Annotated in this window: 18 protein-coding genes and 1 riboswitch; of the genes, 9 read left to right on the plus strand and 9 right to left on the minus strand. The window is 52.7% G+C overall.

Annotated elements, in window-relative coordinates; all coding sequences use genetic code 11:
- Positions 1-6 precede the first annotated feature (6 nt).
- On the minus strand, positions 7-837 hold the full coding sequence (locus ACFQI7_RS18700) for a helix-turn-helix domain-containing protein (protein WP_218098337.1): 831 nt from the start codon (positions 835-837) through the stop codon (positions 7-9).
- A 302-nt stretch (positions 838-1,139) separates the two neighbouring features.
- On the opposite strand from ACFQI7_RS18700, the gene ACFQI7_RS18705 reads away from it, so the two are divergent.
- Positions 1,140-2,483 carry an ABC transporter substrate-binding protein gene (locus tag ACFQI7_RS18705; RefSeq protein WP_218098338.1) on the plus strand — a complete coding sequence of 448 codons (1,344 nt, stop codon included), beginning with the start codon at positions 1,140-1,142 and terminating at the stop codon, positions 2,481-2,483.
- A gap of 99 nt (positions 2,484-2,582) precedes the next feature.
- On the opposite strand, the gene ACFQI7_RS18710 is transcribed toward ACFQI7_RS18705, so the two are convergent.
- Positions 2,583-4,328 carry a methyl-accepting chemotaxis protein gene (locus ACFQI7_RS18710; RefSeq protein WP_218098339.1) on the minus strand — a complete coding sequence of 582 codons (1,746 nt, stop codon included), beginning with the start codon at positions 4,326-4,328 and terminating at the stop codon, positions 2,583-2,585.
- A gap of 279 nt (positions 4,329-4,607) precedes the next feature.
- Between ACFQI7_RS18710 and ACFQI7_RS18715 the strand changes: the two genes are divergently transcribed.
- Both ACFQI7_RS18715 and ACFQI7_RS18720 read left to right on the plus strand, forming a co-directional pair.
- Positions 4,608-5,546 carry an aldo/keto reductase gene (locus tag ACFQI7_RS18715; RefSeq protein ID WP_218098340.1) on the plus strand — a complete coding sequence of 313 codons (939 nt, stop codon included), beginning with the start codon at positions 4,608-4,610 and terminating at the stop codon, positions 5,544-5,546.
- Positions 5,547-5,650: 104 nt separating this feature from the next.
- The gene (locus ACFQI7_RS18720; RefSeq protein WP_218098341.1) at positions 5,651-6,844 is read left to right on the plus strand and encodes an MFS transporter; all 1,194 of its coding nucleotides are present in this window, start codon (positions 5,651-5,653) and stop codon (positions 6,842-6,844) included.
- A gap of 151 nt (positions 6,845-6,995) precedes the next feature.
- On the opposite strand, the gene ACFQI7_RS18725 is transcribed toward ACFQI7_RS18720, so the two are convergent.
- The 3 genes from ACFQI7_RS18725 to ACFQI7_RS18735 all read right to left on the minus strand — a co-directional run bounded on the left by ACFQI7_RS18725 (position 6,996) and on the right by ACFQI7_RS18735 (position 11,074).
- The gene (locus ACFQI7_RS18725; RefSeq protein WP_218098342.1) at positions 6,996-8,738 is read right to left on the minus strand and encodes a putative bifunctional diguanylate cyclase/phosphodiesterase; all 1,743 of its coding nucleotides are present in this window, start codon (positions 8,736-8,738) and stop codon (positions 6,996-6,998) included.
- Between the two features lie 140 nt (positions 8,739-8,878).
- Positions 8,879-10,567 carry a copper resistance CopC/CopD family protein gene (locus tag ACFQI7_RS18730; protein ID WP_377517326.1) on the minus strand — a complete coding sequence of 563 codons (1,689 nt, stop codon included), beginning with the start codon at positions 10,565-10,567 and terminating at the stop codon, positions 8,879-8,881.
- A 102-nt stretch (positions 10,568-10,669) separates the two neighbouring features.
- Positions 10,670-11,074 carry a DUF2203 domain-containing protein gene (locus ACFQI7_RS18735; protein WP_218098343.1) on the minus strand — a complete coding sequence of 135 codons (405 nt, stop codon included), beginning with the start codon at positions 11,072-11,074 and terminating at the stop codon, positions 10,670-10,672.
- 309 nt (positions 11,075-11,383) lie between these two features.
- Positions 11,384-11,585, plus strand: a riboswitch (cobalamin riboswitch).
- Positions 11,586-11,708: 123 nt separating this feature from the next.
- Between ACFQI7_RS18735 and ACFQI7_RS18740 the strand changes: the two genes are divergently transcribed.
- The 6 genes from ACFQI7_RS18740 to ACFQI7_RS18765 all read left to right on the plus strand — a co-directional run bounded on the left by ACFQI7_RS18740 (position 11,709) and on the right by ACFQI7_RS18765 (position 19,667).
- Complete coding sequence (locus tag ACFQI7_RS18740) at positions 11,709-13,934, plus strand: ribonucleoside-diphosphate reductase subunit alpha (protein WP_218098344.1); 2,226 nt, start codon at positions 11,709-11,711, stop codon at positions 13,932-13,934.
- Positions 13,935-14,442: 508 nt separating this feature from the next.
- Positions 14,443-15,480: a ribonucleotide-diphosphate reductase subunit beta gene (locus tag ACFQI7_RS18745; RefSeq protein WP_218102612.1), complete on the plus strand. Its 1,038-nt coding sequence runs from the start codon at positions 14,443-14,445 to the stop codon at positions 15,478-15,480.
- A gap of 331 nt (positions 15,481-15,811) precedes the next feature.
- Positions 15,812-16,591 (plus strand): amino acid ABC transporter substrate-binding protein, encoded by a 780-nt coding sequence (locus ACFQI7_RS18750; RefSeq protein ID WP_218102613.1) that lies wholly within the window; start codon positions 15,812-15,814, stop codon positions 16,589-16,591.
- 68 nt (positions 16,592-16,659) lie between these two features.
- Positions 16,660-17,319 carry an amino acid ABC transporter permease gene (locus ACFQI7_RS18755; protein ID WP_218102614.1) on the plus strand — a complete coding sequence of 220 codons (660 nt, stop codon included), beginning with the start codon at positions 16,660-16,662 and terminating at the stop codon, positions 17,317-17,319.
- Between the two features lie 14 nt (positions 17,320-17,333).
- Positions 17,334-18,080 (plus strand): amino acid ABC transporter ATP-binding protein, encoded by a 747-nt coding sequence (locus tag ACFQI7_RS18760; RefSeq protein ID WP_329958289.1) that lies wholly within the window; start codon positions 17,334-17,336, stop codon positions 18,078-18,080.
- 198 nt (positions 18,081-18,278) lie between these two features.
- Positions 18,279-19,667 carry a fused MFS/spermidine synthase gene (locus ACFQI7_RS18765; RefSeq protein WP_218102615.1) on the plus strand — a complete coding sequence of 463 codons (1,389 nt, stop codon included), beginning with the start codon at positions 18,279-18,281 and terminating at the stop codon, positions 19,665-19,667.
- Between the two features lie 160 nt (positions 19,668-19,827).
- Here ACFQI7_RS18765 and ACFQI7_RS18770 read toward each other — a convergent pair whose 3' ends face one another.
- The 4 genes from ACFQI7_RS18770 to ACFQI7_RS18785 form a co-directional block, all read right to left on the minus strand.
- Positions 19,828-20,877: a glycerophosphodiester phosphodiesterase family protein gene (locus tag ACFQI7_RS18770; RefSeq protein WP_218102616.1), complete on the minus strand. Its 1,050-nt coding sequence runs from the start codon at positions 20,875-20,877 to the stop codon at positions 19,828-19,830.
- Positions 20,878-21,072: 195 nt separating this feature from the next.
- Complete coding sequence (locus tag ACFQI7_RS18775; RefSeq protein WP_218102617.1) at positions 21,073-21,855, minus strand: ABC transporter permease; 783 nt, start codon at positions 21,853-21,855, stop codon at positions 21,073-21,075.
- A 4-nt stretch (positions 21,856-21,859) separates the two neighbouring features.
- A complete protein-coding gene (locus tag ACFQI7_RS18780; RefSeq protein WP_218102618.1) occupies positions 21,860-22,663 on the minus strand; it encodes an ABC transporter permease in 804 nt (267 codons plus the stop codon).
- A complete protein-coding gene (locus ACFQI7_RS18785) occupies positions 22,660-23,637 on the minus strand; it encodes an ABC transporter ATP-binding protein (protein ID WP_218102619.1) in 978 nt (325 codons plus the stop codon). Before ACFQI7_RS18785 ends, ACFQI7_RS18780 begins: the two co-directional genes overlap by 4 nt.
- Between the last annotated feature and the right edge of the window lie 133 nt (positions 23,638-23,770).

The raw sequence follows: 23,770 nt of genomic DNA on the forward strand, positions 1-23,770 counted from the left end.
TACATTTTACATGTTCCGGTATTCTCTCGGCGGGACGCCGATTTCATGGGAGAACACCTTGGCGAAGTAGAGAGGGTCCCGAAACCCGACTTCCCGGGCCACGTCGGCGATCGTCAAATGCTTTTGCCGGAGCAGCAGCTTCGCTTTGTCCAAGCGGATTTTCGTAATATATTGCACGGGAGAATAGCCGGTGTGCTTCTTGAACATGACGGAAAAATAGCTGGTCGACAAAGAAGCTTTTCGCGCCAACGTTTCGCGTTCCAGCGGCTCATGATAATGGTTGCGAATGTAGTCTTTGCATTTCAGGATCGATTGCGCCATGAGGTTGTGCTCCTCCTGCAGCTGCTGTTTTTCGCTGACCCGCTGAAGAATGTTCATGAAAGCGAGCTTCGTTCCCCACTCGTAGCCCGGCTGCTTGCTGTGCCACAAGCTGTGCAAACGCTGCATCTCGCCAAGCATCGTCTCCTTGTCCGGCATCGGAACGACGTAGTCGAAAGGAAGCACCCGGTCATCCGGTTCAACGCTGCGAATTTGCATGCCTTCCCATTCGATGAACTTGTAATCCATTCTGACGGTAAAGTAGCAAAGCGGCTGCTCCGGCGAGCTGTCGATCAGCAGGCTCTGATTCATCGGGAAATGAAAAACGCATCCGGCGCTTAGAGGATAGCTCACTCCGCCCAACTCCATCATGCCTTTGCCTTCATACGCGTACAGAAAGCTTCGAATGTGCGTAGAAGGACTGCGGATCACATGACCGACCGACCCGGAGTAAGTGCGGTCCCTTTGCAATACATCGATAATACGCAAATGAATCCGGTCGAAAAAGGCATGCTGCAACGGACGTCCCCCCCTATGCGGAACTGGAAAATATAAAATTTTAATCGATCCTTAATTCAATTATAGAAGCTGCTTTGACATAGTAAATGGAGGATGAGTTAAATCATATGGAATAAAAGTTGAATGTTCAAAGCGATGCGGCAAGCTTGCGCAAGCCGTCCGATACGGAAATAGGTTCGATCAATTTTCCATAAGGTTCGATCTTTTTTCTATTTACGCCGCTGCAGGTCATCCGCAATACTTGGGGAAGAGGCACATGTGAGCCGATTGGATTCTATGATTCGATTAAAGAGGGGGATTGTATGATCAATAAAATAAAGCAAAGACATGGCACAGCTAAAGGCCGTATTATACGAATGATCGCTGCGGCCGCAGTGGCAGCGATGCTTCCTGCATGCGCTAACACTTCCGGAAAAGCGTATTCTTCGAAAGAAACCGATTTGGCAGCTCCAGCGGAGCTTGTGTTTTATGCGGCGAGCACTTCGATGACGCCGGAGCTGTTCGAGGAGAAGATCGCGGGGCCGGTGCGGACGAAATATCCGCAATATACGCTGAAGTATATTCCGCCGGGAACGGATCTAACCGGGCTCATTACGGCCGGCACAGTTCCAGACATCCTGTGGCTGTCGCTTTCCGAGATGCGCAAACATGTGCTGCAGCTCAAATTGCAATACGACTTGACCGAACTCATCACGAAAAACAAGTACGATTTGAGCCGGTTCGATCCGTCCGCCGTTCAAACGATCCGCAACGTTTCCGGGGACGGCAAAATATTCGGTCTGCCGGATTCGTTCAACCCGATGGTACTGTTTTACAACAAAGACGTCTTCGACCGGTTCGGCGTTCCTTACCCGACGAACGGAATGACTTGGGACGGCGCGTATGAGCTGGCACGGAAGCTGACTAGAACGGATAGCGGCGTATCGTACCGCGGGATGGGCATGTTTTACCGGCTTGTATTTAACGGGAACCAGCTGTCCTTGCCGCTGATCGACGCTTCGACCGCCAAGCCGCTCGCTGCCGCTACTCCGAATTGGAAGCGTTTACTCGACAGTACGAAGCGATTTTATGAGATCGAGGGCAATATGGCGGGCTTTAAGCAGGGCAGCGACGGCAATTCGGAGCTGAACTCGTTCCTGACGGAACGAAATATCGCCATGATCGTTTCCCCGTTGTCCTCCTACAACCGCGAAGGATTTCAAAAGCTGAACTGGGATATGACTGCTGCGCCGACATTTGCCGATCTGCCGAAGGTCGGCTTTCAATCCGAACCGCGCGTCTACTTCATCACGGGAGGGAAGCATAAGGAACAAGCGTTCCAATCGGTTACCCACCTGCTCTCCGACGAAGTACAGATCAAGAACAACAAAGAAGGACAGCTGACCAGCTTGAAAAACGAGGAAGTCCGTAAAACGTTCGGCCAGCAAACCCCGGCGCTTGCCGGAAAAAATACGGGAGCGGTATACTTCAACCAGTTTGCGCCTACGCCGGCATTCAACCCGAATTTCTCCACCGATCCGGCCACGATATTGGCGAAGGAATTTGGCGACGTCATTATCGGCAAGCAGGATGTCAATTCGGCTTTGCGCAACACGGACGAGAAAATCGCCAAGGCGATAGAGGAGGAGAAAGCAGCGGCCAAATAGCGTCGCAATCCGTCATGCAGCATACGAACGGCCGGCCTCCCCCGTTATCAGGGAAGGCCGGCCGTTCGCGTTTTGACTTTATCGTCCTTGTTCGTTCGGCTATACCGTAAACTTGCTCACGCCCGCTTTGACTTTGTCGGCCGTACTCTTCAACCCTCGGGCCGATGCGGCCATCGCGTCCATCGTTCCCAACTGCTGTTCTACGGATGCGGCGACTTCCTGGCTGCTGCCCGACGACTGCTCCGATATGCGCGCGAGCTCTTCCATTGTGGCGGAAATTTCCTCCGAGCTCGCGGACAATTGTTCGGTCGCAGCGGAAATTTCCTGGACCTGCGCCGTGATGCTTTGCATCGATTCGGCGATCCGGTCAAACCCTTCGTGCGCCTTTCTTACGATCTCGGCGCCGCTGGTCGCTTCCTCCGCGCCGGAGCTCATGCTTTGAGCGATCTCGCGCGTGTCCTCATTAATGGCATGAATCAGCTGGGCAATGTTCTCCGAAGAGATTCTGGACTGTTCCGCCAGTTTCCGGATTTCACCGGCGACGACGGCAAATCCGCGCCCCTGCTCCCCGGCGCGTGCCGCTTCGATCGAAGCGTTCAACGCGAGCAAATTCGTTTGGTTGGCAATATCGGTAATGACGCCGACAATGCCGGTAATATCGGCCGAACGCTCCAGCAACCGCTCCAGCTGTTGAACGGCTGCCTGTACGCTCTCGTTAATGCGCTCCATCTGCTCCACCGTGCCTGCCATCAGCTTCTGGTTGGCCCCCGTTTCAGCGGAAACGGAGAAGACGTATTCGGTTACGTCGCCCGCGGATTCGGCGATCCGCTGCACGCCTGCGGTCATTTCCCCGACCGCCCGTTTCGTTTCCTCGGTGCTCTGCATTTGTGCTTCCGACCCTGCCGCAACCTCCTGCACCGATCTTGCAATCTCCTTGGCGGACGTCAAGCTTTGGCCGGCCCCCTCATACATCGATTGCGACGCGGAGACAACCTCTTTCGTCGAGTCCGCAACGTCCCGGAGCAGCGCGGATACGTTCGCCAGCATCGTATTAAAGTTTTGCTTCAAGCGTCCGAATTCATCCTTCCGCGTAACCTTCATCTGGAAGGAGAAATCGCCGTTGGCCGCGCGATTCGTTGCGATCGTCAGCTCTTTGAACGGAACGAGTTCTCTCGTAATAATAAGCCAGATCAGACAGGAGAAAACGACTCCTAAAATAACGGCCGTAATAATTGAATGAACGACTTCCTTATTCAATTGCTTCTGCACATCGCCAAAATTGAAATCAAGTCCGAAGATGGCGATCACATTCCCTTTGTCATCGGTGATCTTGGACAAAGAGCTGATGTACGTGCCGTTGGCGTCCGTATAGCTGTCCGTCAAAACCAATTCGGTTTGATTGAGCTCTTCGACCCCCTTTTTAAACACATCGGTAAGTTCGTATTTGCTCATCGGCGGAAGCACCTTTTCTAATGAAGCCCCGGTACCGACGACCTGCAAAAATTCCTTACCTCCCTCTGTCACGACATCGGGGTATAAAACATAGGCGTTATCCACGAGATCTTTCTCGGACATCGAACTGAGAACGCTTGATAGCGTCTTGAGACCTTCATCGTTTTTCATGTCACCGCCTGCCTTTTGTTTCGCTATGGCTCCGGTGATGAACGCCTTTACCAAATTGGTCGTGACCGCATCCGTTTCATGAATCGTCTTAATGTTTTGAAGGTACAATCCGCGCACGGACTGGTAAGACAAATAAGCGGATACGGCTGAAAAAACAAGCAGAATGGCAAAAAGCGTGAGTGTCAGCTTGCGTGAGACACTTCCGGTGATGGCAGTGAACATAATACAATCCCCCCGATGTTGTGTAAACCGACGACTCCTGCAAAATCGCAATGATTTTTGTCGATTTATGTCGTTTTAAAAGAAATTTTATCGCCTTTTGTAGAATTATGTAATATATATCGGTTGCATTATCTATTAAATTTAGTGGTAATCATCCGATTGGCTAACTTTTTTAGTCGGAATATCGGCTTCCGCCGCCGGTATGATCTCCGTGCATTTGCCGGGGGCTACCAACTTTTGTAGAATGGAATCAACGACGAATAGGAGGGGAAACAGGCTATGAAATATCGCAGACTCGGTAAAACCAATTTGAAAGTTTCCGTCATCGGCGTAGGAACGTGGCAATTCGGCGGTGAATGGGGCAAGACGTTTACCCAGGCCGAAGCGGACGCCATATTGGATCAGGCGAAGGAAAGCGGCATCAATCTGATCGATACCGCGGAATGCTACGGCGATCATACATCCGAATCGCTAATCGGCGATTATATTTCCCGCGGACGACGCGAAGATTGGGTCATCGCCACCAAATTCGGCCATCACTTTCACGGGCATCAAAACCGGACGCCGCATTATTCGGCCCGAGAGGTGCTCGCGCAGTTAGAGGCATCGCTTCAGTCACTGCGGACCGACTACATCGACGTGTACCAGTTTCACTCGGGACCGGACGAGGCATTCGATCAAGACGAGCTGTGGACGATGCTGGACAAGCAGGTGCAGGCCGGTAAAATCCGCCATCTCGGCACCTCGATCGGCAGCAACGATAATTTGCATCAGACGGATACCTCCGAAAAAGTCGGCTCGCAGGTCATCCAGGTGGTGTACAACCGGCTCGACCGCAAGCCGGAAGAGCGGGTGTTCCCTTCCTGCGAGCGGCAGGATTTGGGCGTTCTTGCGCGCGTGCCGCTGGCCAGCGGCTACTTGAGCGGTAAATACAAACCTGGCGCGACGTTTAGCGACAACGATGTAAGGCAGCGCCACGACCCGCAGCAGACGCTTGCCAAGCTGCAGGAGGTCGAGCGCATCCGTGAACGGGAAGTGCCGGAAGGCATGGATATGGCGACGTGGGCGCTCGCCTGGTGCCTGAAGCATCCGGCCGTTACCGCCGTCATTCCCGGCTGCAAAAGTCCGGAGCAAGTGATCTCGAACGCAGCGGCCGCGAACTATGTGGGCGACGGCCATCCGCAAAATTGGAATAAGGCAAACGCCGAGGAAGCATAAAAATCCATGTTTTTCGATTAGACCGTCCATGGGAATCGGTTTGTCCCCGCGGTAGACTAATGACAATACATTAGAAATCTACCCGCGAAAGGTTTTGAGACGTAATGAAGCTGTCGACCCGAATCTATCTGGATGCCGCACTGCAAAATATTAAGAGCGTCAGCTTTTTTACGTTTCTGCAAGTGTTGATTGCAAGACTGGGCGCAAGCAACTTTGAAATTGCGCTGTCGAATTCGCTGCCGCCTCTGTTCTGCGCGCTGTCTCTCGCGTTTCTGACGCGACAGCTGCCCGTGACCAGAGGCGTTTTTTTGACCAGCGGCTACGTTCGTCAATTTGCCTTTTTATCGATGGCGCTGTCGGTGCTTTTGCCGAACCCGATTCCATATCTGCTGTTCTTCTGGTCCATTAATGCGGTGGCCGTCATGGTCAACGGCGCCCAGCAGCCCGCGATTATGCGCCGGTGGGTCGAGCCGCGCGAGTTTCCGAAAATATTCAGCAACAACAAAATGATCGGCATCATTATCGTGACGATCGGCAGCTTCGGGATCGGCCAATATTTAGACGCCTATAACCATATATTCCCGATGAATTACGTCATCTCCATGCTCGTCGGCTGCATCGCAACGTTCGCCGGCATGTCGCTGATCGCCGAACTCGCGCCGCGCGAAAAGTACAAATTCCGTCTGGCGCTCGTACGGCCCTTTCAGGAATGCGACCGCAAGACGTGGTGGATGGGACTGAACAACGTAGGCATCGCCATGGCTGCGCCTCTGTTCATTATTTACCATGTCAAAGTGCTGAATTTGAGCAATTCGCAGATCGCCTATTTTGTCGTCACGGCGGGCATTGTGTCCACCTTGCTGCTCCCGCTCGCCAGACGCTGGATGGAGCGGTTCGGCCTCATGAAAGTGTACGGCGCGGCCGTCATCGGAATGGCGCTCTCGGTGCTGCCCTACGGCTTCATCGACAGCTTCTGGGCGATTCTTGCCCTGCAAGGCTGGATCGGCGTCTGTCTTGCCGTGCATGAAGTCGTATCGCAATCGATCATGATGAATGAAGCCGGCAGGCATAACAAAGAAATGGCGTATTTCTCCGACTTTCAGCTCGTCATGAATGCAGGCAACGCCGTCGGCGCCTTGATCGCAGGCTTCTTGACCGCCGTCCTGCCGCTATGGGGATGCTTTATCGTCATCGCCATCACGCGGCTGCTCTTTTACATGTGCTACCGCGGGGCCAAAGAGGTGAAAAGCCAAGACGCCGTATCCTCGTCGCAGCAAACGACTCGAACTCAGATGTAGCAGCGGCGCCGGGAATCCGGCACAAACATAAAACAGGAGCGTTTCTTATCCCTCACGGGGAAGGAAACGCTCCTGTTCGTATGTTGACCTGCTTTGGATAGCCGGTGTGCCTACAAAGCCGACGCCAATCGGTCGCCGCGCTGCCGGCTCCTTACGCGGAAATCCGCTCCAGCAAGCCGGGTATTTCTTCCGCCGGAAGCGGTTTGCTGTAAATATATCCTTGAATTTCTTTGCAGTCGGCGTGGATCAAGAAGTCGAGCTGCTCCTCCGTCTCCACGCCTTCGGCAATGACATGCAGTTTCAGACTTCGGGCCATCGCCATAATCGCCTGTACGATCGCCGCATCGTCGGGGCTTACCGTGATGTCCCGCACGAATTGCTGGGCGATCTTCAGCTTGTCGATCGGAAATTTCTTTAAGTAGTGTAGGGAAGAATAGCCTGTCCCAAAATCGTCCATCGCAATATGCACGCCGAGATTGCGGAGCGATTGCAGCTTGTGGATCACCTGATCCACATGATTCATCGCGACGCCTTCCGTAATCTCAAGCTCGAGGTATTTCGGCTCCAGCCCGCTCTCGTTCAGTGCGTCCAGCACCTCTTGCACAAAGTCGTGCTGGTAAAATTGAACGGGCGAAATGTTCACCGCCATTTTAAGCGGGGGGTAGCCTTGAAGCTGCCATGCTTTGTTTTGCATGCAGGCTTTGCGCAAAATCCACTTCCCCAGCGGAATGATCAGCCCCGTCTCTTCCGCCAGCGGGATGAATTCCGCCGGCGAGATGAACCCGATGCGCGGATGCGCCCAACGAATCAGTGCCTCCATACCGATGACGCGCCCGGCGGTCATATCGACCTGCGGCTGGTAATAGAGCATCAATTCGTTTTGCTCCATCGCTTTGTTGAGCCACTCTTCCATGACCAGCTTTTGAATGACGCTGTCGTTCATTTCCGCCGCAAAAAACGCGAAGCCGTTCTTGCCTTCATCCTTCGCCCGGTACATGGCCGTGTCCGCGTTCTTCATAAGCGTAACGGCATCGCCGCCGTCAAAGGGATAGATCGAGATGCCGACGCTGCAGCCGACCCGCACCTCGTGACCGTCGATCACAAACGGTCTGGACATCTGGTCGATGATGCTCTTGACCATCCGCTCCGTCTCCTGCCGGTCCGCGACGTCCTTCAACATCACCGTAAATTCCCCGCCGCTCGGCCGGGATACCCGGTCGCCGGGACGCAGCCCCGCCTTCAGCCGGTCCGCAGCTTCGATCAGCAGCAGGTCGCCAAACGCGTGGCCGAACGTATCGTTCACGTTCTTAAACCGATCGAGCGCGATGAACAGCACGGCAAACATGCACTTGGAGGCTTTCGACCCGCGAATGGACAAGCTTAACGATTTCTGAAACATTTGACGGTTCGGCAGACCGGTCAGCACGTCGTGATATGCCATGTACGTAAGCTGGCGCTCCGTAAATTCGCGGTGGCGAATATCCACGATGACAAAATAAAGCAGCGGCACCAGCAGCGCCGCCGTTCCGGCCCAACTCAGAAGCTCGCCGGACCAGTTCGTCGGCAGACGAAGTACCAGGCGGACGCCGTACTCCAGCAGCTCCAGCCCGGAAATCAACGCCAAAACTTGTCCGATGACTTTGGCCGGTTTTCCGTTTCGCCTCATAAAAACAATGTACAGCAGGGGGACCGATAGCAAGACGATCATCGACGTGCTGATATATTCCGCAGCATCGTTGCGGTAGCCGAACGCTTCCCTTGCAGTAAGCATGAACATTTCCACACCGGCCAAAACCGACCATAACCGCAGCTCGGAAACATGCTGTAAAATCTTGGCCTGTACATAACGTCCGCGAGTCGAAGCCGTTCCTGCGGAAACCTTCTTGTTCACCATGATGCTCCTCTGCTTCCTGTATAAGGTGTTAGCTTTATTGTAAAACGGAGGAACCAAATGTACAAGAAAAATGTGGTTATTTAGGCCTATATTTCATGACCGATAATGACGGTCCCCCGGGACTATACATCAGATGCCGCTTAGTACACGCGTATGGTCTTTTCGTAGACGGTCTCGTCGTCGGCGGAGTTCATGACCCGAATCTCCAAATTCCAATAGCCGGGATACGGGATATAGGGGCCGCGTGCTTTGTAGCTATATTTTTTCATCCCGTACGATTCGTCGAAGCTTTGATCCTCAAACGGTTCCAGCGGCACCTCGATCGGCGCGATGTCCGCGCTCTTCTGTTCCTGCAATTTATAAATGATTTGCTTCGGTTTCCCGAGTGAATCCGGGAGCCATACTTTGACCGTAAAATCGTTTACGCCGGGGGCCGCGGGACTGATCTGCGCCGTCATATGAATTTTTTCTCCCATGACATGCCAATTCAAAGGCTCGTTGGCCGGGAGCGGCGTCAAGTAGGTGAATATGCCTACGATCGCAACGATTAGCGTCATCAGTACTGCATCCGTCCGGACAAGCAAGCCGACCGATGCTTCCTTCCTGCGCCGGTAACCAAGCCGAATGAGCGTCGCGGTAATGACGACAAGCAGCACAAGCCCCGACTTGACCAGCAAATATTTGCCCCATGCGGTTTCCGTAATATAAGCGATATCCGGAAGGAATATAAATACGGACATGACGCCGGACACGATCAGCAGCAACATAGCGAGCAGCGCAGCCAGCGAAAACGAGCCGTACAACCGTTTTGCTTCTTCCCTTGCGCTTGACCACAATACGAGCATGAACAGCAAACCGCCGACCCATACGGAAGCTGCAGCCAAGTGAAGCCAGTCAAGCAAAATCGTCTCGCTCTTCGGCTCAAAGGCGGCGGCGTGGCCGAGGAAACTTTTCGCTCCCCATACAAGCGCAACCCATGCATAATCCAGCAAGGCGCTGCGATACAGCATCACGAAAGACAGCAGGGCGAGCAACAAGCCTCCGATCCAGGCATAGCCGATTCCGGTCGCCGTGAACAGCCGCAGCAGTTCCTGGGCCCCGCCGTCGCCGACAAGCTGCCACAGATGAGCCCACATGAACAAAATATAAACGATCAAATAAGATTGCTGAATGCGTTCGCCCCAAAGCCTCAGCCTTGCGCGTACCGGCTCCGCTGTTCCGCTGCCGAACCATCGCATCCATAGCAGCCATCCCGTAAAAGCGAGCATTGTCATATAAAAAGCGATGCGCGAAGCGAACCGCAGCCCGTCTCCCAGCGTAAACCGGTCAATCAGACCGCCATGTCCTTGCAGGTGGCCCGTCTGCGGTGCGGTTCCCCCGGAGATGTTGTCGAGGCTTTGTCCTACCGCAAACAGGTAGGTGCCGTCCACCGGATGCCCGTCCGCCGAAATTACATGGTACGTTACAAGGTACGTGCCTTTCTCCAGCTTCGGCAGATCCAGCGAAAGAACGGTCTTCGATGCGTTCATGACCGCGCTGCGGTCCGTCACTTTGCGTTTCTCGGCATCGAATACACGCAAATAATACAGCCCTTCTTCCAGACGTTCATTGAAGGTCAGCGTGACTTTTTCCGGCGACTGCGTCAAAGACGAGTTAGCGGCGGGAGCCGATTCAATGAGGCTTGCGTGAGCGCTTGCTTCGCGGGCGCCAAGGACGGCAAACAGCATGCTTATCAAAAAAACAAAAATAAAAGTACCTGTGGAAAGACGGTACAAAGAAGCCCCTCCAGGCAGGAGCCCCAGCCTTCTGATGCGGTGCAGCAATTTCATAAACCTCCTAGTCATCACGTCCGACGAAAAACAGCCGGCTAACAGGAAGAAAAATATAACCATCTGAGCTAATCTCCTGCTAATCGACAAGATTCGATCAACTTACTCCTGCGAGAGCCGCTTCCGGCCGATAAACCCGTCGTCCAGCCCGTGATAATACTCGATTCGTTCTTCCCCGAGCTTCCAGCATAATAGCACTTCGATCCCGTCGATCATCGCAGGAAAGTCAACCAAACCGGTATCGAGGTCTTTGAGCTGAGCCCCCTTCATCTGCAAGCTGCGGAAACCGGCATCGGCCTCAAGCTGCATCATTTCCAGCTCGCACTCGATGGAAAAGAAAGGGTCCTCGCCTTCCGGCTTGCCGTACTTGCGAACATGCGCCTTTAGCGCCTGCAGTTGAGCAAACTTCACTTCAAGGCGCCTGCTTATGCTTTGCAGCCTGTCGAGATCGAGGATAACGGCGGGCAGCAATGCGTTCGCCTCTTCCGGTGTAAAATATTTTTTCACGGTTCTCCCTCCATGGCCTAAGAACAATTGTTAATCCAAACGACATAGCTTGTTGCATTCTGCAGTCCATCAATCCAATGACATGGCTCTTGTGCAGCATGATCGCAAACGACTTGCGTTCCTCTGTTCGGGCTGTTTTAAAGCGCTCATGCCGCAGCTTTCTATAATGTAGCATATTTTGGACGTACGAACCAAACCCGCGGGTCCCCCTTCTCCGGGCGACTCTATTTTCCTCCCATTGTCGAAAAAAATTAATAGATTGACAGATGAAGAGCCGATAGGTAAAATTCATTTTAGCACTCACAAAAACTACATATTGTAGATTGAGGTATCTTTCACCACGATATGTTGTGGAAGATTGAAAAGGGAAGCCGGTTTGATTCCGGAGCGGTCCCGCCACTGTAACGAAGAGGCTTTCGGCAAATTTCGCCACTGATCCGCACGGATCGGGAAGGCCGCCGCGAGCGCTGTACTTCGAAGCCAGGATACCTGCCTTTGTCTACGGCACGCAAGCCCCTACGGCAGATAGGGATGTGTCGCAAGAACAACGCTTTATTTCAGCATGCATCTGCCTTGGGACGGCGGAGCATGTTTTTCATTTTTTTAGTGCATATATGCTAAGGAGTGAACGCGCATGATTATTGTAAAAAGAGACGGCACGAAGGAAGAACTCGTGTTTTCCAAAATGAAAAAAGTGATCGATTTCGCCTGCGAATCGTACCCGGAGTGCGATCCGCTGGAGCTGGAGACGGCGCTGCTGCCCTTGTTCCGCAACGGAATTTCGACCCAAGAAATTCAGCGTCTGTTAATCCAGGTCGCCGTAGAGAAAACGAGCGTCGAGCAGCCGAACTGGCAATACGTCGCAGCCAAACTTCTCACTTACGATCTATATAAAGAAGCCCGTCTGAACCGCAAATACGGTCATTTCGGTTACGGCGACCTGTACTCTTTAATTACATACTTGACCGATGCGGGACGGTACGGCGCTTACATACTGGAGCATTACAGCCGCGATGAAATTATGGAGCTCGGCAATTACATCAAACCGGAACGCGACTACCTGCTGAACTACATCGGATTGAAGACGCTCGCCGACCGCTATTTGATCAAAGGGCTGGACAAGGAAGTACTGGAACTGCCGCAGGAGCTGTTCATGGGCGTAGCGATGCATTTGGCCATGAAAGAAGCGGACAAGCTGCGTTGGGCCAAACAATTCTACGATGTGCTGAGCCAGCTGGAGATGACGGTCGCTACACCGACGCTCGCCAATGCGCGCAAGCCGCTGCATCAGTTGTCCAGCTGCTTCATCGATACGGTGCCGGACAACCTGTGGGGCATTTACAATGTCGATCAAAGCTTCGCCCAAGTATCCAAGCATGGCGGCGGCATGGGCATTTATGTCGGCAAAGTGCGCAGCCGGGGCTCCAACATCCGCGGATACAAAGGCGTCGCAGGCGGTGTCGTCCCGTGGATCAAAAACTACAATAATACGGCGGTCGCCGTCGACCAGCTGGGCGTACGTTCCGGCGCCGTCGCGGTATACCTGGACGTATGGCACAAAGATATTCTCGACTTCCTGAACCTGCGGACGAACAACGGCGACGATCGGATGAAGGCGCATGATATATTCCCGGGCGTGTGCATTCCCGACCTGTTCATGAAAACCGTCGAAGAACGCGGCAGCTGGTACTTGCTGGACCCGCACGAGGTACGCAAAGCAAAAGGGTATTCCATCGAGGATTCGTGGGGCGATGAATGGGAAAGCCGCTACTTGGATTGCGTGAACGACGACAGCATTTCCAAGGAAGAAGTGCCGGCCATCGATATTATGAAGCGCATCCTGACGAGCTCTTTCGAGACCGGAACGCCGTTCGTCTTCTTCCGCGATACGGTAAACCGCGCCAACCCGAACAAACATAAAGGCATGATCTACTGCTCCAACCTGTGCACCGAAATTTGCCAAAACATGAGCCCGACCGAACTGATCCAAACCCAGCATGAAGACGGGATCATCACATCGCAAGTGAAAAGCGGCGACTTCGTCGTCTGCAACCTGTCGTCGACCAACCTGGGACGCGTCTATACGAAAGAAGACGTCGAGCGCGTCGTCACGACGCAAATGCGGATGATGGACAACGTCATCGACCTGAACTACTATCCGATTCCGCAGGCGGAAATTACAAATAAAAAATACCGTGCCGTCGGCCTCGGCTCCAGCGGTTACCACCAAATGCTGGCGCAGCTCCAAATTCAGTGGGAATCCGACGAGCATCTTGCCAAAGCGGACGAAATTTACGAGTGGATGAACTTCTACGCGATCAAGGCATCGATGGAAATCGCCAAAGAAAAAGGCGCCTATCCTGCCTTCGAGGGCAGCGAATGGCAAAGCGGCGCGTATTTCGAAGATCGCGGCTACGACAGCCCCGAGTGGCAGGAGCTTCAAGAGCAAGTAGCCAAGCACGGAGTGCGCAACGGCTGGATGTTCGCCGTCGCGCCCACCGCGTCCACTTCGCTCATCGCCGGTTCCACCGCGGGCATCGATCCGATCTTCAACAAGTTTTTCGTCGAGGAGAAGAAAAATGCGGTCATCCCGCAAACCGCGCCGAACTTGAACGCCGAGACGATGTGGTTCTACAAGGAAGCGCACCGGATCGACCAGCTCTGGAGCATCCGCGCCGCCGGTGTCCGGCAGCGCCACATCGACCAGTCGCAATCGTTCAATCTATATATCACGCCGGAGATGTCCGCGCGCGAATTCCTCGAGCTCTACATGGCGGCCTGGAAAAACGGCCTGAAAACCGTCTACTACTGCCGCAACAAGAGCCTCGAAATCGAAGATTGCGTCAGCTGCAGCGCTTAATGCGCATGGGCGGGGTGGAAAACAGCGAAGCGCATTTTCCTTCCCCCGCCCGCTCACGCTTTTGCACTAATTGCGCGGGGGCTCCCGCAGTTGCACGATGCCGCCGGGCAGGAGGGAAACAGCGAAGCGCATTTCCCCCCTCTGCCCGCTTACGTTTTTGCACCACGTGCGGACGGCGGAAACAGCGAAGCGCATTTCCGCCTACCGCGCGCGAGGGGCTTGCGCAGTAAAGCGTGCAGCAGAGGTTCCTTGGCAAAAGCCTAGGAACCTCTGCTGCGAAAGCGCGCCCCCGCACCAACGCTACGCCAAAACTGCACCAACCTGCCGGCTTTCCGCCGCACCAACGTATAGCGTGCCTGAAGCGCCGTTTGCCCTACAGGGCAAACGCGCTTCAGGCCGACGCGAGCCACAAGCACACAAGTACCACTCTCCGCCGAGCGGGGGTCCGGGGGGCAGCCGCCCTCTGGGGTCCCCCTCGGGAGGGGGATTTAGGGGGAGCGAAAAAACCATGGAACTGCAAAAGAAAAAACTGTTCAACGAAAACGGCGACCGGGATTGGGGCAAGCGCCGCATGATCGGCGGCAATACGACGAATCTGATCGAGCTGAATAACGTGAAGTACGACTGGGCGACCAAAATGTACCGCACGATGATGAACAACTTCTGGATTCCGGAAGAAATTCCGCTGGCCCAGGACGCGAAGGATTACAAATTCCTTTCGCCGATCGAGCGGCAAAGCTACGATAAAATCATCTCGTTTCTGATCTTCCTCGACTCGCTGCAAACGGCCAACCTGCCGAACATCAACGAGTACATTACGGCACCGGAGGTTAACCTGTGCTTGACCGTGCAGACGTTCCAGGAAGCGGTGCACAGCCAAAGCTACTCTTACATCCTCGACAGCGTATGCTCCGCGGAGGTGCGCGACGAAATTTACAACCAATGGCGCGAGGACAAGCATCTGCTTCGCCGCAACCGGTTCATTACCGATCTGTATGAACGGTTCATCGAAGACCCGTCGACCGCGAATTTGATGCGCACGATTATGGCGAATTACATTTTGGAAGGCATCTACTTCTATAGCGGTTTCAGCTTCTTCTACGCGCTCGGCCGTCAAGGAAAAATGCTCGGCACCGTCTCGGAAATCAAATACATTCAGCGTGACGAATTGACGCATCTCGCATTGTTCCAAAACATTTTCCGCGAAATCCGCAAGGAAAATCCGGAAATATTCACCGACGAGCTGATCGAGGAGCTTCGCGGCATGATGCGTACCGCCGTTCAGCACGAAATCGAATGGGGACAATACATTACCGACAACAACATTCACGGTCTCAGCAACGACATCATTGACCAATATATCAAGTACCTCTCCAACGAGCGGTTGAAAAAGCTGGGCCTGGAAATATTATATCCCGAAATCATCGACCATCCGATGAAATGGGTGGAGAGCTTCAGCAATATGAACAGCATGAAAACCGACTTCTTCGAGCAAAAAGTGACCAACTACAGCAAATCGTCCAATTTGAACTGGGACGACCTGTAAGCCCGTACCTCAGGGCCGATCCTCGAGCGATGCTCAGCGGGTCGGTCCTTTGTTTTTCGCTGTCGCGGAGGCTCGCATCACATTCCGAGCAGGCTCGTCGCCCGGAGGTTGAACCACACGAAAATTATTTACCTTTGTTCGAATAAAATGAAAATAATCTCTTTATAATCAAGTCATATCTATCAAATTATATATAAATTTATGGTACATTTTGGTTCTACCTGCTTATCGACAGCTTTTTATAAACTATGATATGATGAAATTCTTGATAAAGTGGTAACGCACTAAAGCAACATGACACACATTCAGGTAAAGGTGGTTTTTTTACGTTATGAAACGCATCGCAACGGTCGGTTTAATTCTCGCTTCGGCACTTATGTTTTTTACAGGCTGCGCCTCCAAGCCGACTTCCGCAGGAGAAGGTAAAAAGCTGGTCATTGGCATCGATGACAAATTTGCGCCGATGGGGTTCCGCGATGAGAAGAACGAGATTGTCGGATTTGATATCGATTATGCGAAAGCGGCCGCAGAAAAGATGGGCACGGCGGCACAATTCCAGCCGATTGACTGGAAAACGAAAGAATCCGAACTGAGCAGCGGCCGGATCGACCTCATATGGAACGGATATACGATTACCGATGAACGGAAAGGCAAAGTGCTGTTCACCAAGCCTTATCTGAAAAATGCGCAAGTGATCGTCACACTAGCCAAATCGAACTTGACCAAGCTCGACGATCTGGCCGGGAAAACGGTAGGTCTGCAATCCTTGTCTTCCGCGGCGGATGCCTTGAACGACAGTCCGATTAAATCCAAAATCAAAACCGTCACCGAATATGCGGATAATGTGCTCGCCTTGAGCGATCTGAAGATCGGCCGCGTGGATGCCGTCGTCATCGACGAGGTGGTCGTTAAATACTACATGTCCAAAGAAAACAGCACGTTTAAGCTGCTCGGCGAATCGCTGGCCCCGGAAGAATATGGCATCGGCGTAAAGAAAGGCAACGAAGCGCTTCTGCAAAAGCTGCAAAAAGCGCTTGACGAACTGAATCAGGACGGTACCGCCGCGAAAATTTCGCAGAAATGGTTCGGCGAAGATAAAGTGTTGAAATAAGCTCATTTCATGAACGCAGCAAACGGGATCTCTTCGGAAATCCTGTTTTATTGTTGGAGGAATTTGTTATGTCCGTTGATCGTATCGCTACAATGATAAAGCCGATGCTCGAAGGCGCTCAAATGACAGTGCTGCTGTTTTTGATCGCCATCGTGGTGTCGATTCCGCTCGGATTCGCGCTTACGCTCGCTGTAAAAAGCAGCATAAAGCCGCTCGCTTGGTTTGCTCACGCCTATATTTATGTGATGCGCGGGACGCCGCTGCTGCTGCAGCTGCTCTTTATTTGCTTCGGGCTGCCCATGCTCCCGGTGATCGGCGAATACTTGGTGTTCGACCGTTTTACCGCGGCCTGCCTTGGCTTCATTTTAAATTATGCGGCCTATTTCGCCGAAATTTTCCGAGGCGGCCTGCTCGCCGTCGATAAGGGACAGTATGAGGCGGCTCAGGTGCTGGGTCTTAGCAAATGGCAGACGATGCTGCGCATTATTTTGCCGCAAATGTTTCGCGTCGCACTGCCCGCTGTATCCAATGAATCCGTCACGTTGGTGAAGGATACGGCGCTGCTCTACGCCGTCTCGGTCCCGGAGCTGCTTCACTATGCCCAGACGGTAGTGAACCGCGATTTCACGATTATGCCCTTCTTCATCGCCGGCATCATTTATCTGATCATGACGCTCCTGCTGACCGCACTTTTCAAATGGCTGGAACGGCGATTCAAATTTGACTAAAAGGAATGGCGAATGTGGCTATCATAGAAGTTTCCGACCTCAGCAAACGTTATGGGGAGCTCGAAGTGCTGAAACGAATCACGTTCGACGTCCATCAGCACGATGTCGTTGCCGTGATCGGCCCTTCCGGCTCCGGGAAAAGCACCATGCTCCGCAGTCTCGTTCATCTGGAACAAATCGACGGCGGAACGATCCGAGTTGACGGGGATGATCTGGCGAAGGACGGGAGATACTCCGCACCGCGTAAAATCAAGCAGATCACTTCCAAGATGGGAATGGTATTCCAGCATTTCAATCTGTTCCCGCATTTGACGGTACAGCAAAATTTGGAGCTTGCCCCGAAAATGGTTAAAGGGGAGCCCACTACGGACGTTCGCCGAAGAAGCGGCGAGCTCTTGGAGAAAGTGGGACTCTCCGGACGGGCGTCGGTGTACCCAGCGAAGCTGTCCGGCGGTCAGAAGCAAAGGGTGGCCATCGCCCGTGCGCTGATGATGAACCCGCAAATATTGCTGTTCGACGAGCCGACTTCCGCCCTCGACCCGGAGTTGACCGGGGAAGTGCTTCAAGTCATGAAGCGGCTGGCCGAAGAACATACGACGATGATTGTCGTTACCCATGAGATGGGCTTTGCCAAAGAGGTTGCAAGCCGCGTCCTCTTTATGGATAACGGTCAAATTATCGAATCCGGGCCGCCTGAAGAACTCTTTACGAATCCTCGCTTTGACCGAACGAAAGCATTTTTGAGCCATAGCTTGAAATAATCCGTTACAGCAGCAGCGCTGCCTCAGGTGTATATTCCCTTTTTCGCAAACGATGGCGGGGGATGATACCAAGGCAGGCTGCTTTTTTTCATATCCTGATGCGTCCGGTTAGCGGAACGGATTACCCCGCGGAACGCAAATCATATATACTGTAATAAAGCAATTGAATGCAGACAAAGAAAAGCACGGGGGGTCCGTATGATTGCCTTAATTTTGTTTTTAGCAAGTTACGTGTACATGGGCTTTGAAATGCTGGCTTCACGCATCCTCGGTCCGTACTTCGGCAGCGGCATTACGGTCTGGGCCTGTATTATTTCCGTATTTCTGATCGGCTCCAGCATAGGCTATCTGCTCGGCGGCAAGACGGCCGACATGAAGGAGAGCAAACGTTATATTCGGATTTACCTGTTCTGGGCTGCCGTTTCCGTTTCTGTCGCATGGCCGCTCAGCCGTGTGACCTTGCCGCTGTTGTCCGAAGAAGTGAATATGGCCAGCATATTGCTGCAAACGTCGCTTTTATTTTTAATTCCTTCCATCCTTAGCAGCGCCGTCATTCCCGGGTTAATGAAGATGGGGATCGGGGAGAAAACGGATGGCGCGAAAATCGGCATTTATCATATGGTCGTCAGCGTCGGAAGCGTTGCAGGCACGTTGATCACGACCTTTTACCTGCTTCCCGAGATGCGGTTACAGCATATCATGATCGTTTTTGCGCTGATTTACTTCCTCAGTTGGTTTGTCATGGAGGTCAAATGGTACAAGCTGTGTCTGTTCGTCATAGCCTTCATTCCCCTGCTCGATATCGGAGGAGCGCGACTGGGCACAAACCCGATCCTGGAGCAAGTGTCGACGCCGTATCACGATATTTTCATAACCGAGAGCAGCGAATACAACGGACAAGCCGGCGACTATGTGTTCATGCAATTCGATACGCACGCCCTGCAAGGCGCTATCGATAAAAACAACCGGAGCAACATTTTGTTCAGCTATATTAGAGAAACGCTTCACATCGTCGACTCATATCATCCGCAGGCAGAGAACATCTTCATGATCGGACATGGCGCAGGCATTCTTACGAATGCGCTTCAGCAATCGGGCAAAAACATCGAAGTCGCGGAGCTGGATCCGAAAGTGCTGGAGTTGAGCTGCAAATATTTTGGCTACGCGGGAGACCGGGTTGCGATCGGGGACGGACGGGTCATTCTCAATGAAAAGCGGGAGAGCCAGTACGATATAGTCATTCTGGACGCGTTCAAGGCGGAAGGCGTACCGTTCCACCTGCTAACCCAAGATTTCTTCCAGCTGGTACAGCGTAAGCTGAAGCCTTCGGGCATCGTCGTCATCAATATGATCGGCGCCATCGAGGGGGATTCGTTGATCGAAGACGTGACGGCTACAGCCGGTTCGGTGTTCAACAACGTCAAAACGATAGCCCGCTACGACGACAAGCAGATGGAACAAAACATACTGTACATGCTGAGTCAACAGCCGCTCGACACCATCAAAGCGAGTGAATATAAAGAAGTAACGACCCGTGCGGGGAAAGTCATCACGGATCAATCGATCAATAATCGGAAGCTGCAGTAAGGTTCGGCCAATGCCGGCGAAGCGGTCTTTTTCGTTTTTACGTCAAAATCGGATGCGTTTATTCCAAAGCAAAGAGGGCTTATCTGCCCTCTTTTTTACCGTTGCGCCTGCCGCATTCCCGGGCGCATCAACGAAACCGCTCATATAAAAAATCGCGAAATTATTTGAACAAATCCAGCCTGTTGGTAATGATCCCGTCTATGCCTTTATCCATCAGCGTACTGGCCGTATTTTTATCGTCAACAGTCCAAGCGACGACATCGATCTCGCTCAAATGCGCCAGATCGATCAACCGGGGATATTTGACGAGCAGCGCGCTGTTTACGAACAAAGCGGCATTTTTATAAGCGACCGCTTTATCGAGCGCCGTCATAAATTGAGTCATATCGTTATTTACGAGCAATGCGATTTTCATCTTCTGCGAAATGCTTCTTACCGTGTCAAAATCGGCATAATTAAACGATTGGATGACGCTTCTTTGCTCATAACCGGCGCTCATCAATTCATTCATGATGATCGCGATATCTTCTTTGGTGCGGTATCCTTTAATCTCGGGGTACAGCGTGACGGTGCTGCTCTTCGCGAAGTCCAGCACTTCTTTTAATGTCGGAATCTTCTCCCCGGCAAAACGGAGATTGAACTTCGACCCGGCATCGAGCGCTTGCAGCTGCGCAAGCGGCAGCTTCTTCACTTCTCCCTTGCCGCTGGTCGTCCGGTCCACTGTGTTATCATGGATAATGACCGGAACGCCGTCCTGAGAAATTTGCACGTCGAATTCCAATACGTCCGCTTTGTTGTCCATGGCCGCTTTAAAGGAAGCCATCGTATTTTCAGGCGCTACGGCCGAATAACCTCGGTGTCCAGCGACGATAAAAGGTTTGGTAGATTTGGACGGTTGATTCGAAATAACGTTCACCACGCTGTTCTCCTCATTCCAGTTCACTTGGAATCCCGTAGACTCGAAGGCGAAACGGATCGGCACATAAATCGTCTTCTCGCTTAAGATCGATAGCGGCACATAGTCTTTTCCGTTTTTGTACAATCCCGTTTTATCGCTAGGCTTAAGCTCTTGTCCATTCAGCATCACTTTGATCGGCTTGATGGATGCCTCGACCGGCTTCGGCCATATGTTCACGATCGTACTCGTTGCGGCAAGACCCAGAAGTATAAAAAAAGATGCGCCAAGAATTAATTTCTTATCTTTGATCATGAAATCACTCTCCCGGGGTCTCTCTTCTTTCTACCATACCGACTGATTGCAAGCTGCGAAACGCCCTAATGGTTTTTTTAACAAATTATAGCATAAATGGACAATACGTTCGCCAACTTTTTGCATTCCCCAGGATCCAAAAGAAAAACCCTTCGAATATATATTCAAAGGGCGAATTCATTCATAAATGTAGGACTACGATCCGGTTGACCGGTAATGGCGCACCCCGATATGCCACACGAGCAGGCAAGGAACAAGAAACAATATTCCGGCCAGCGGCATCATCATATAGACAATCGCGCTTCCTTGTACTTTATCCAGAATATACTGCAGCGGCAAGTAGCTGACGCAGCCGAACGGGATAATGAAGGTGAAGAAGACCATGACCCACTTTCGATAAATGTTCAGGGGGTACTGGGCCATCTCGCGGCCGCCGTCGGTCAAGATGTTGGCGATTTCGAGCCCCTGAATCGTCCAGAAGCAGAGCGTAGCCGTCAGGATAAAGATGCCGCTGAATATCCCAATGCCGCCCGCGATCATAAACAGCAGCGTCACTGCCTTGGCGAGGCTCCACTCTACAGGCAAATGGTACAGGGCCCAGACGAGAATAATCGCGCTTTGCAGTAGCCGGCCTACGCGATTGAACTCGAATCTGGAGCCGAGCACTTGCAGCGCGGTGTTTCGCGGTCGAACGAGCAGCCGGTCGAAGCCGCCTCCGGCAACAAGACTGGAGAACGAATCGAATCCGCGCGAAAAACATTCGCTCAGCGAATAAGCCATCCCGATGACGGCAAATAACAACGCCACCTCAAAAAACTCCCACCCTTTCAGCTGTCCGAATCGGGCGAACATGAAATAAAGTCCGGCAAACACGGTGAACGGCGTCAAGCACTGTCCTAGCGTCAACAGCCAAAACGAGGTGCGGTACTGCAGCTGGGATTTCAATAAAATCGATACATATTTCATATATAAGCTCATGCGGTCAGCCCCCCTGTACGACAATTTGGCGCAGCGCCCGCTGTATGGCCCACTTGCCGAAGGCTACAAGCACAAGAAGCCAGAACCCTTGCACCAGGATGCCCCATAACGCCTCCGTTTGCGGAATATGCCCCGAGTATACGCGAAACGGGAAGTCCGCCGTCCAGCGGAACGGCAGCGCGTAGGTGATGTTTTGCAGCCATTGCGGCATCAACGGAACGGGAATGATCATCCCGGAGAAAAACTGACCGACAATGGCGATCATCAGAACCGAACCTGTCGGCGACATCGTCCAAAATACCGAAATGTAGATCAGCATCGAAATGGCAACCACGACCAGCATGCCGAGCAGCAGCGTCACAACGAACAGTACGAGTCTCGCCGGTGAAGGCGGCAAACTGAGCCGGTAAGGCTCTGGCAAAAGCAATACGACGAAAAGAATCGGAACACAGCGCAGGAGCACGGTCGCCAGCCGCTCGCCTACCAGCTTGGCGTACCAGAACGGATAAATCTGGCACGGCCTGCACAATTCGTAAGCGATGTTGCCGGAAGTAATCATCTGGAATATTTCATTATCGCGCATCCACAGCATAACGAAGCCGAGAAACATTTGCTGCAGCCACACATACGCGATCAAATCTTCAAGAGACATCGGCGGCTCTACCGTGTTTTGGCTGTAGAACGCTTCATAAATCATGATGAAAATAAAACCGAAAAATAACTGCGTCGCCATACCGGCCAAAGCGGCTGAACGGTACTGCAAACTGTTGATAAACCGCATCTTCCATACGGAAATGTACGCATTCATATTCGATGCTCCTTATACAGCTGAACGATCAGCTGTTCCACCGGCGTCGATTCAATCGCCACATCGACCAGTTCCACCTGTTCGGATAAGGCGGAGATCACACCTGCAATGGCGGCGCGCTCCGTATCGATGCTGAACACCGCCCGCTCCGGCGACCACGACAGCAGCGACGCTCCGTGAATATCGACCGGCGAAGCATGTTCGCGGAAATCGGCCGTAATGATCCGGTGCGTTCCGAACTTGCCGCGCAGCGCGCTTACCGTCCCGTCGTACAGCAGCGTCCCTTTCCCGATCATGAGGATGCGATCCGCCAGCGCCTCGATATCCTGCATATCGTGCGTCGTCAGGATCACGGTAACGCCTTTTTCCTTATTGATCGTCTTGATGAACTGCCGGACGGCGATTTTGCTGACGGCATCGAGTCCGATGGTCGGCTCATCGAGGAACAAAATTTTCGGTCCGTGCAGCAGCGAGGCGGCGATTTCGCAGCGCATCCGTTGGCCGAGGCTGAGCTGCCGGACGGGCATATGAACGATATCCTGCAGCCCGAGCGTTTCCGTAAGCAGGCTGAGATTTGTTTTATAATCGGCAGCCGGTATTTTGTAGATGTCCCGCAGCAGTTCGAATGAATCGACGACAGGGACGTCCCACCAAAGCTGGGAACGCTGCCCGAATACGACGCCGATATGTTGTACATAAGCCGTTCGGTCTTTCCACGGCGTAAACCCCATCACGCTGCACGTGCCGCGATCCGGCATCAGAATGCCGCTCATCACTTTGATGGAAGTCGATTTCCCCGCCCCGTTCGGGCCGATATATCCTACAATCTCTCCTTCGCCAATCGAAAACGAAATATCGTGAAGCGCATCGACGATGGTGTGTTCGCGGACAAAAAGAGCCTTGGCCGCCTGCCGCAATCCGGACGACCGTTTGGCGACCTTAAACGATTTGCTGATGCCTTGAAGTGCAATCATGCACTCACTCTCCCTTCTTGCCGACTCTTCACACCGGTGGTATCGTGATTATCAATCCGACCTTCCTGCATGGAACACAACCTCCTTCAAATTAGGTACTGAAAAAATATATCCAAATTGCCCCAAAAAGTAT

It is taken from the genome of Paenibacillus allorhizosphaerae, assembly GCF_042659105.1.
Lineage (GTDB): Bacteria > Bacillota > Bacilli > Paenibacillales > NBRC-103111 > Paenibacillus_G > Paenibacillus_G allorhizosphaerae.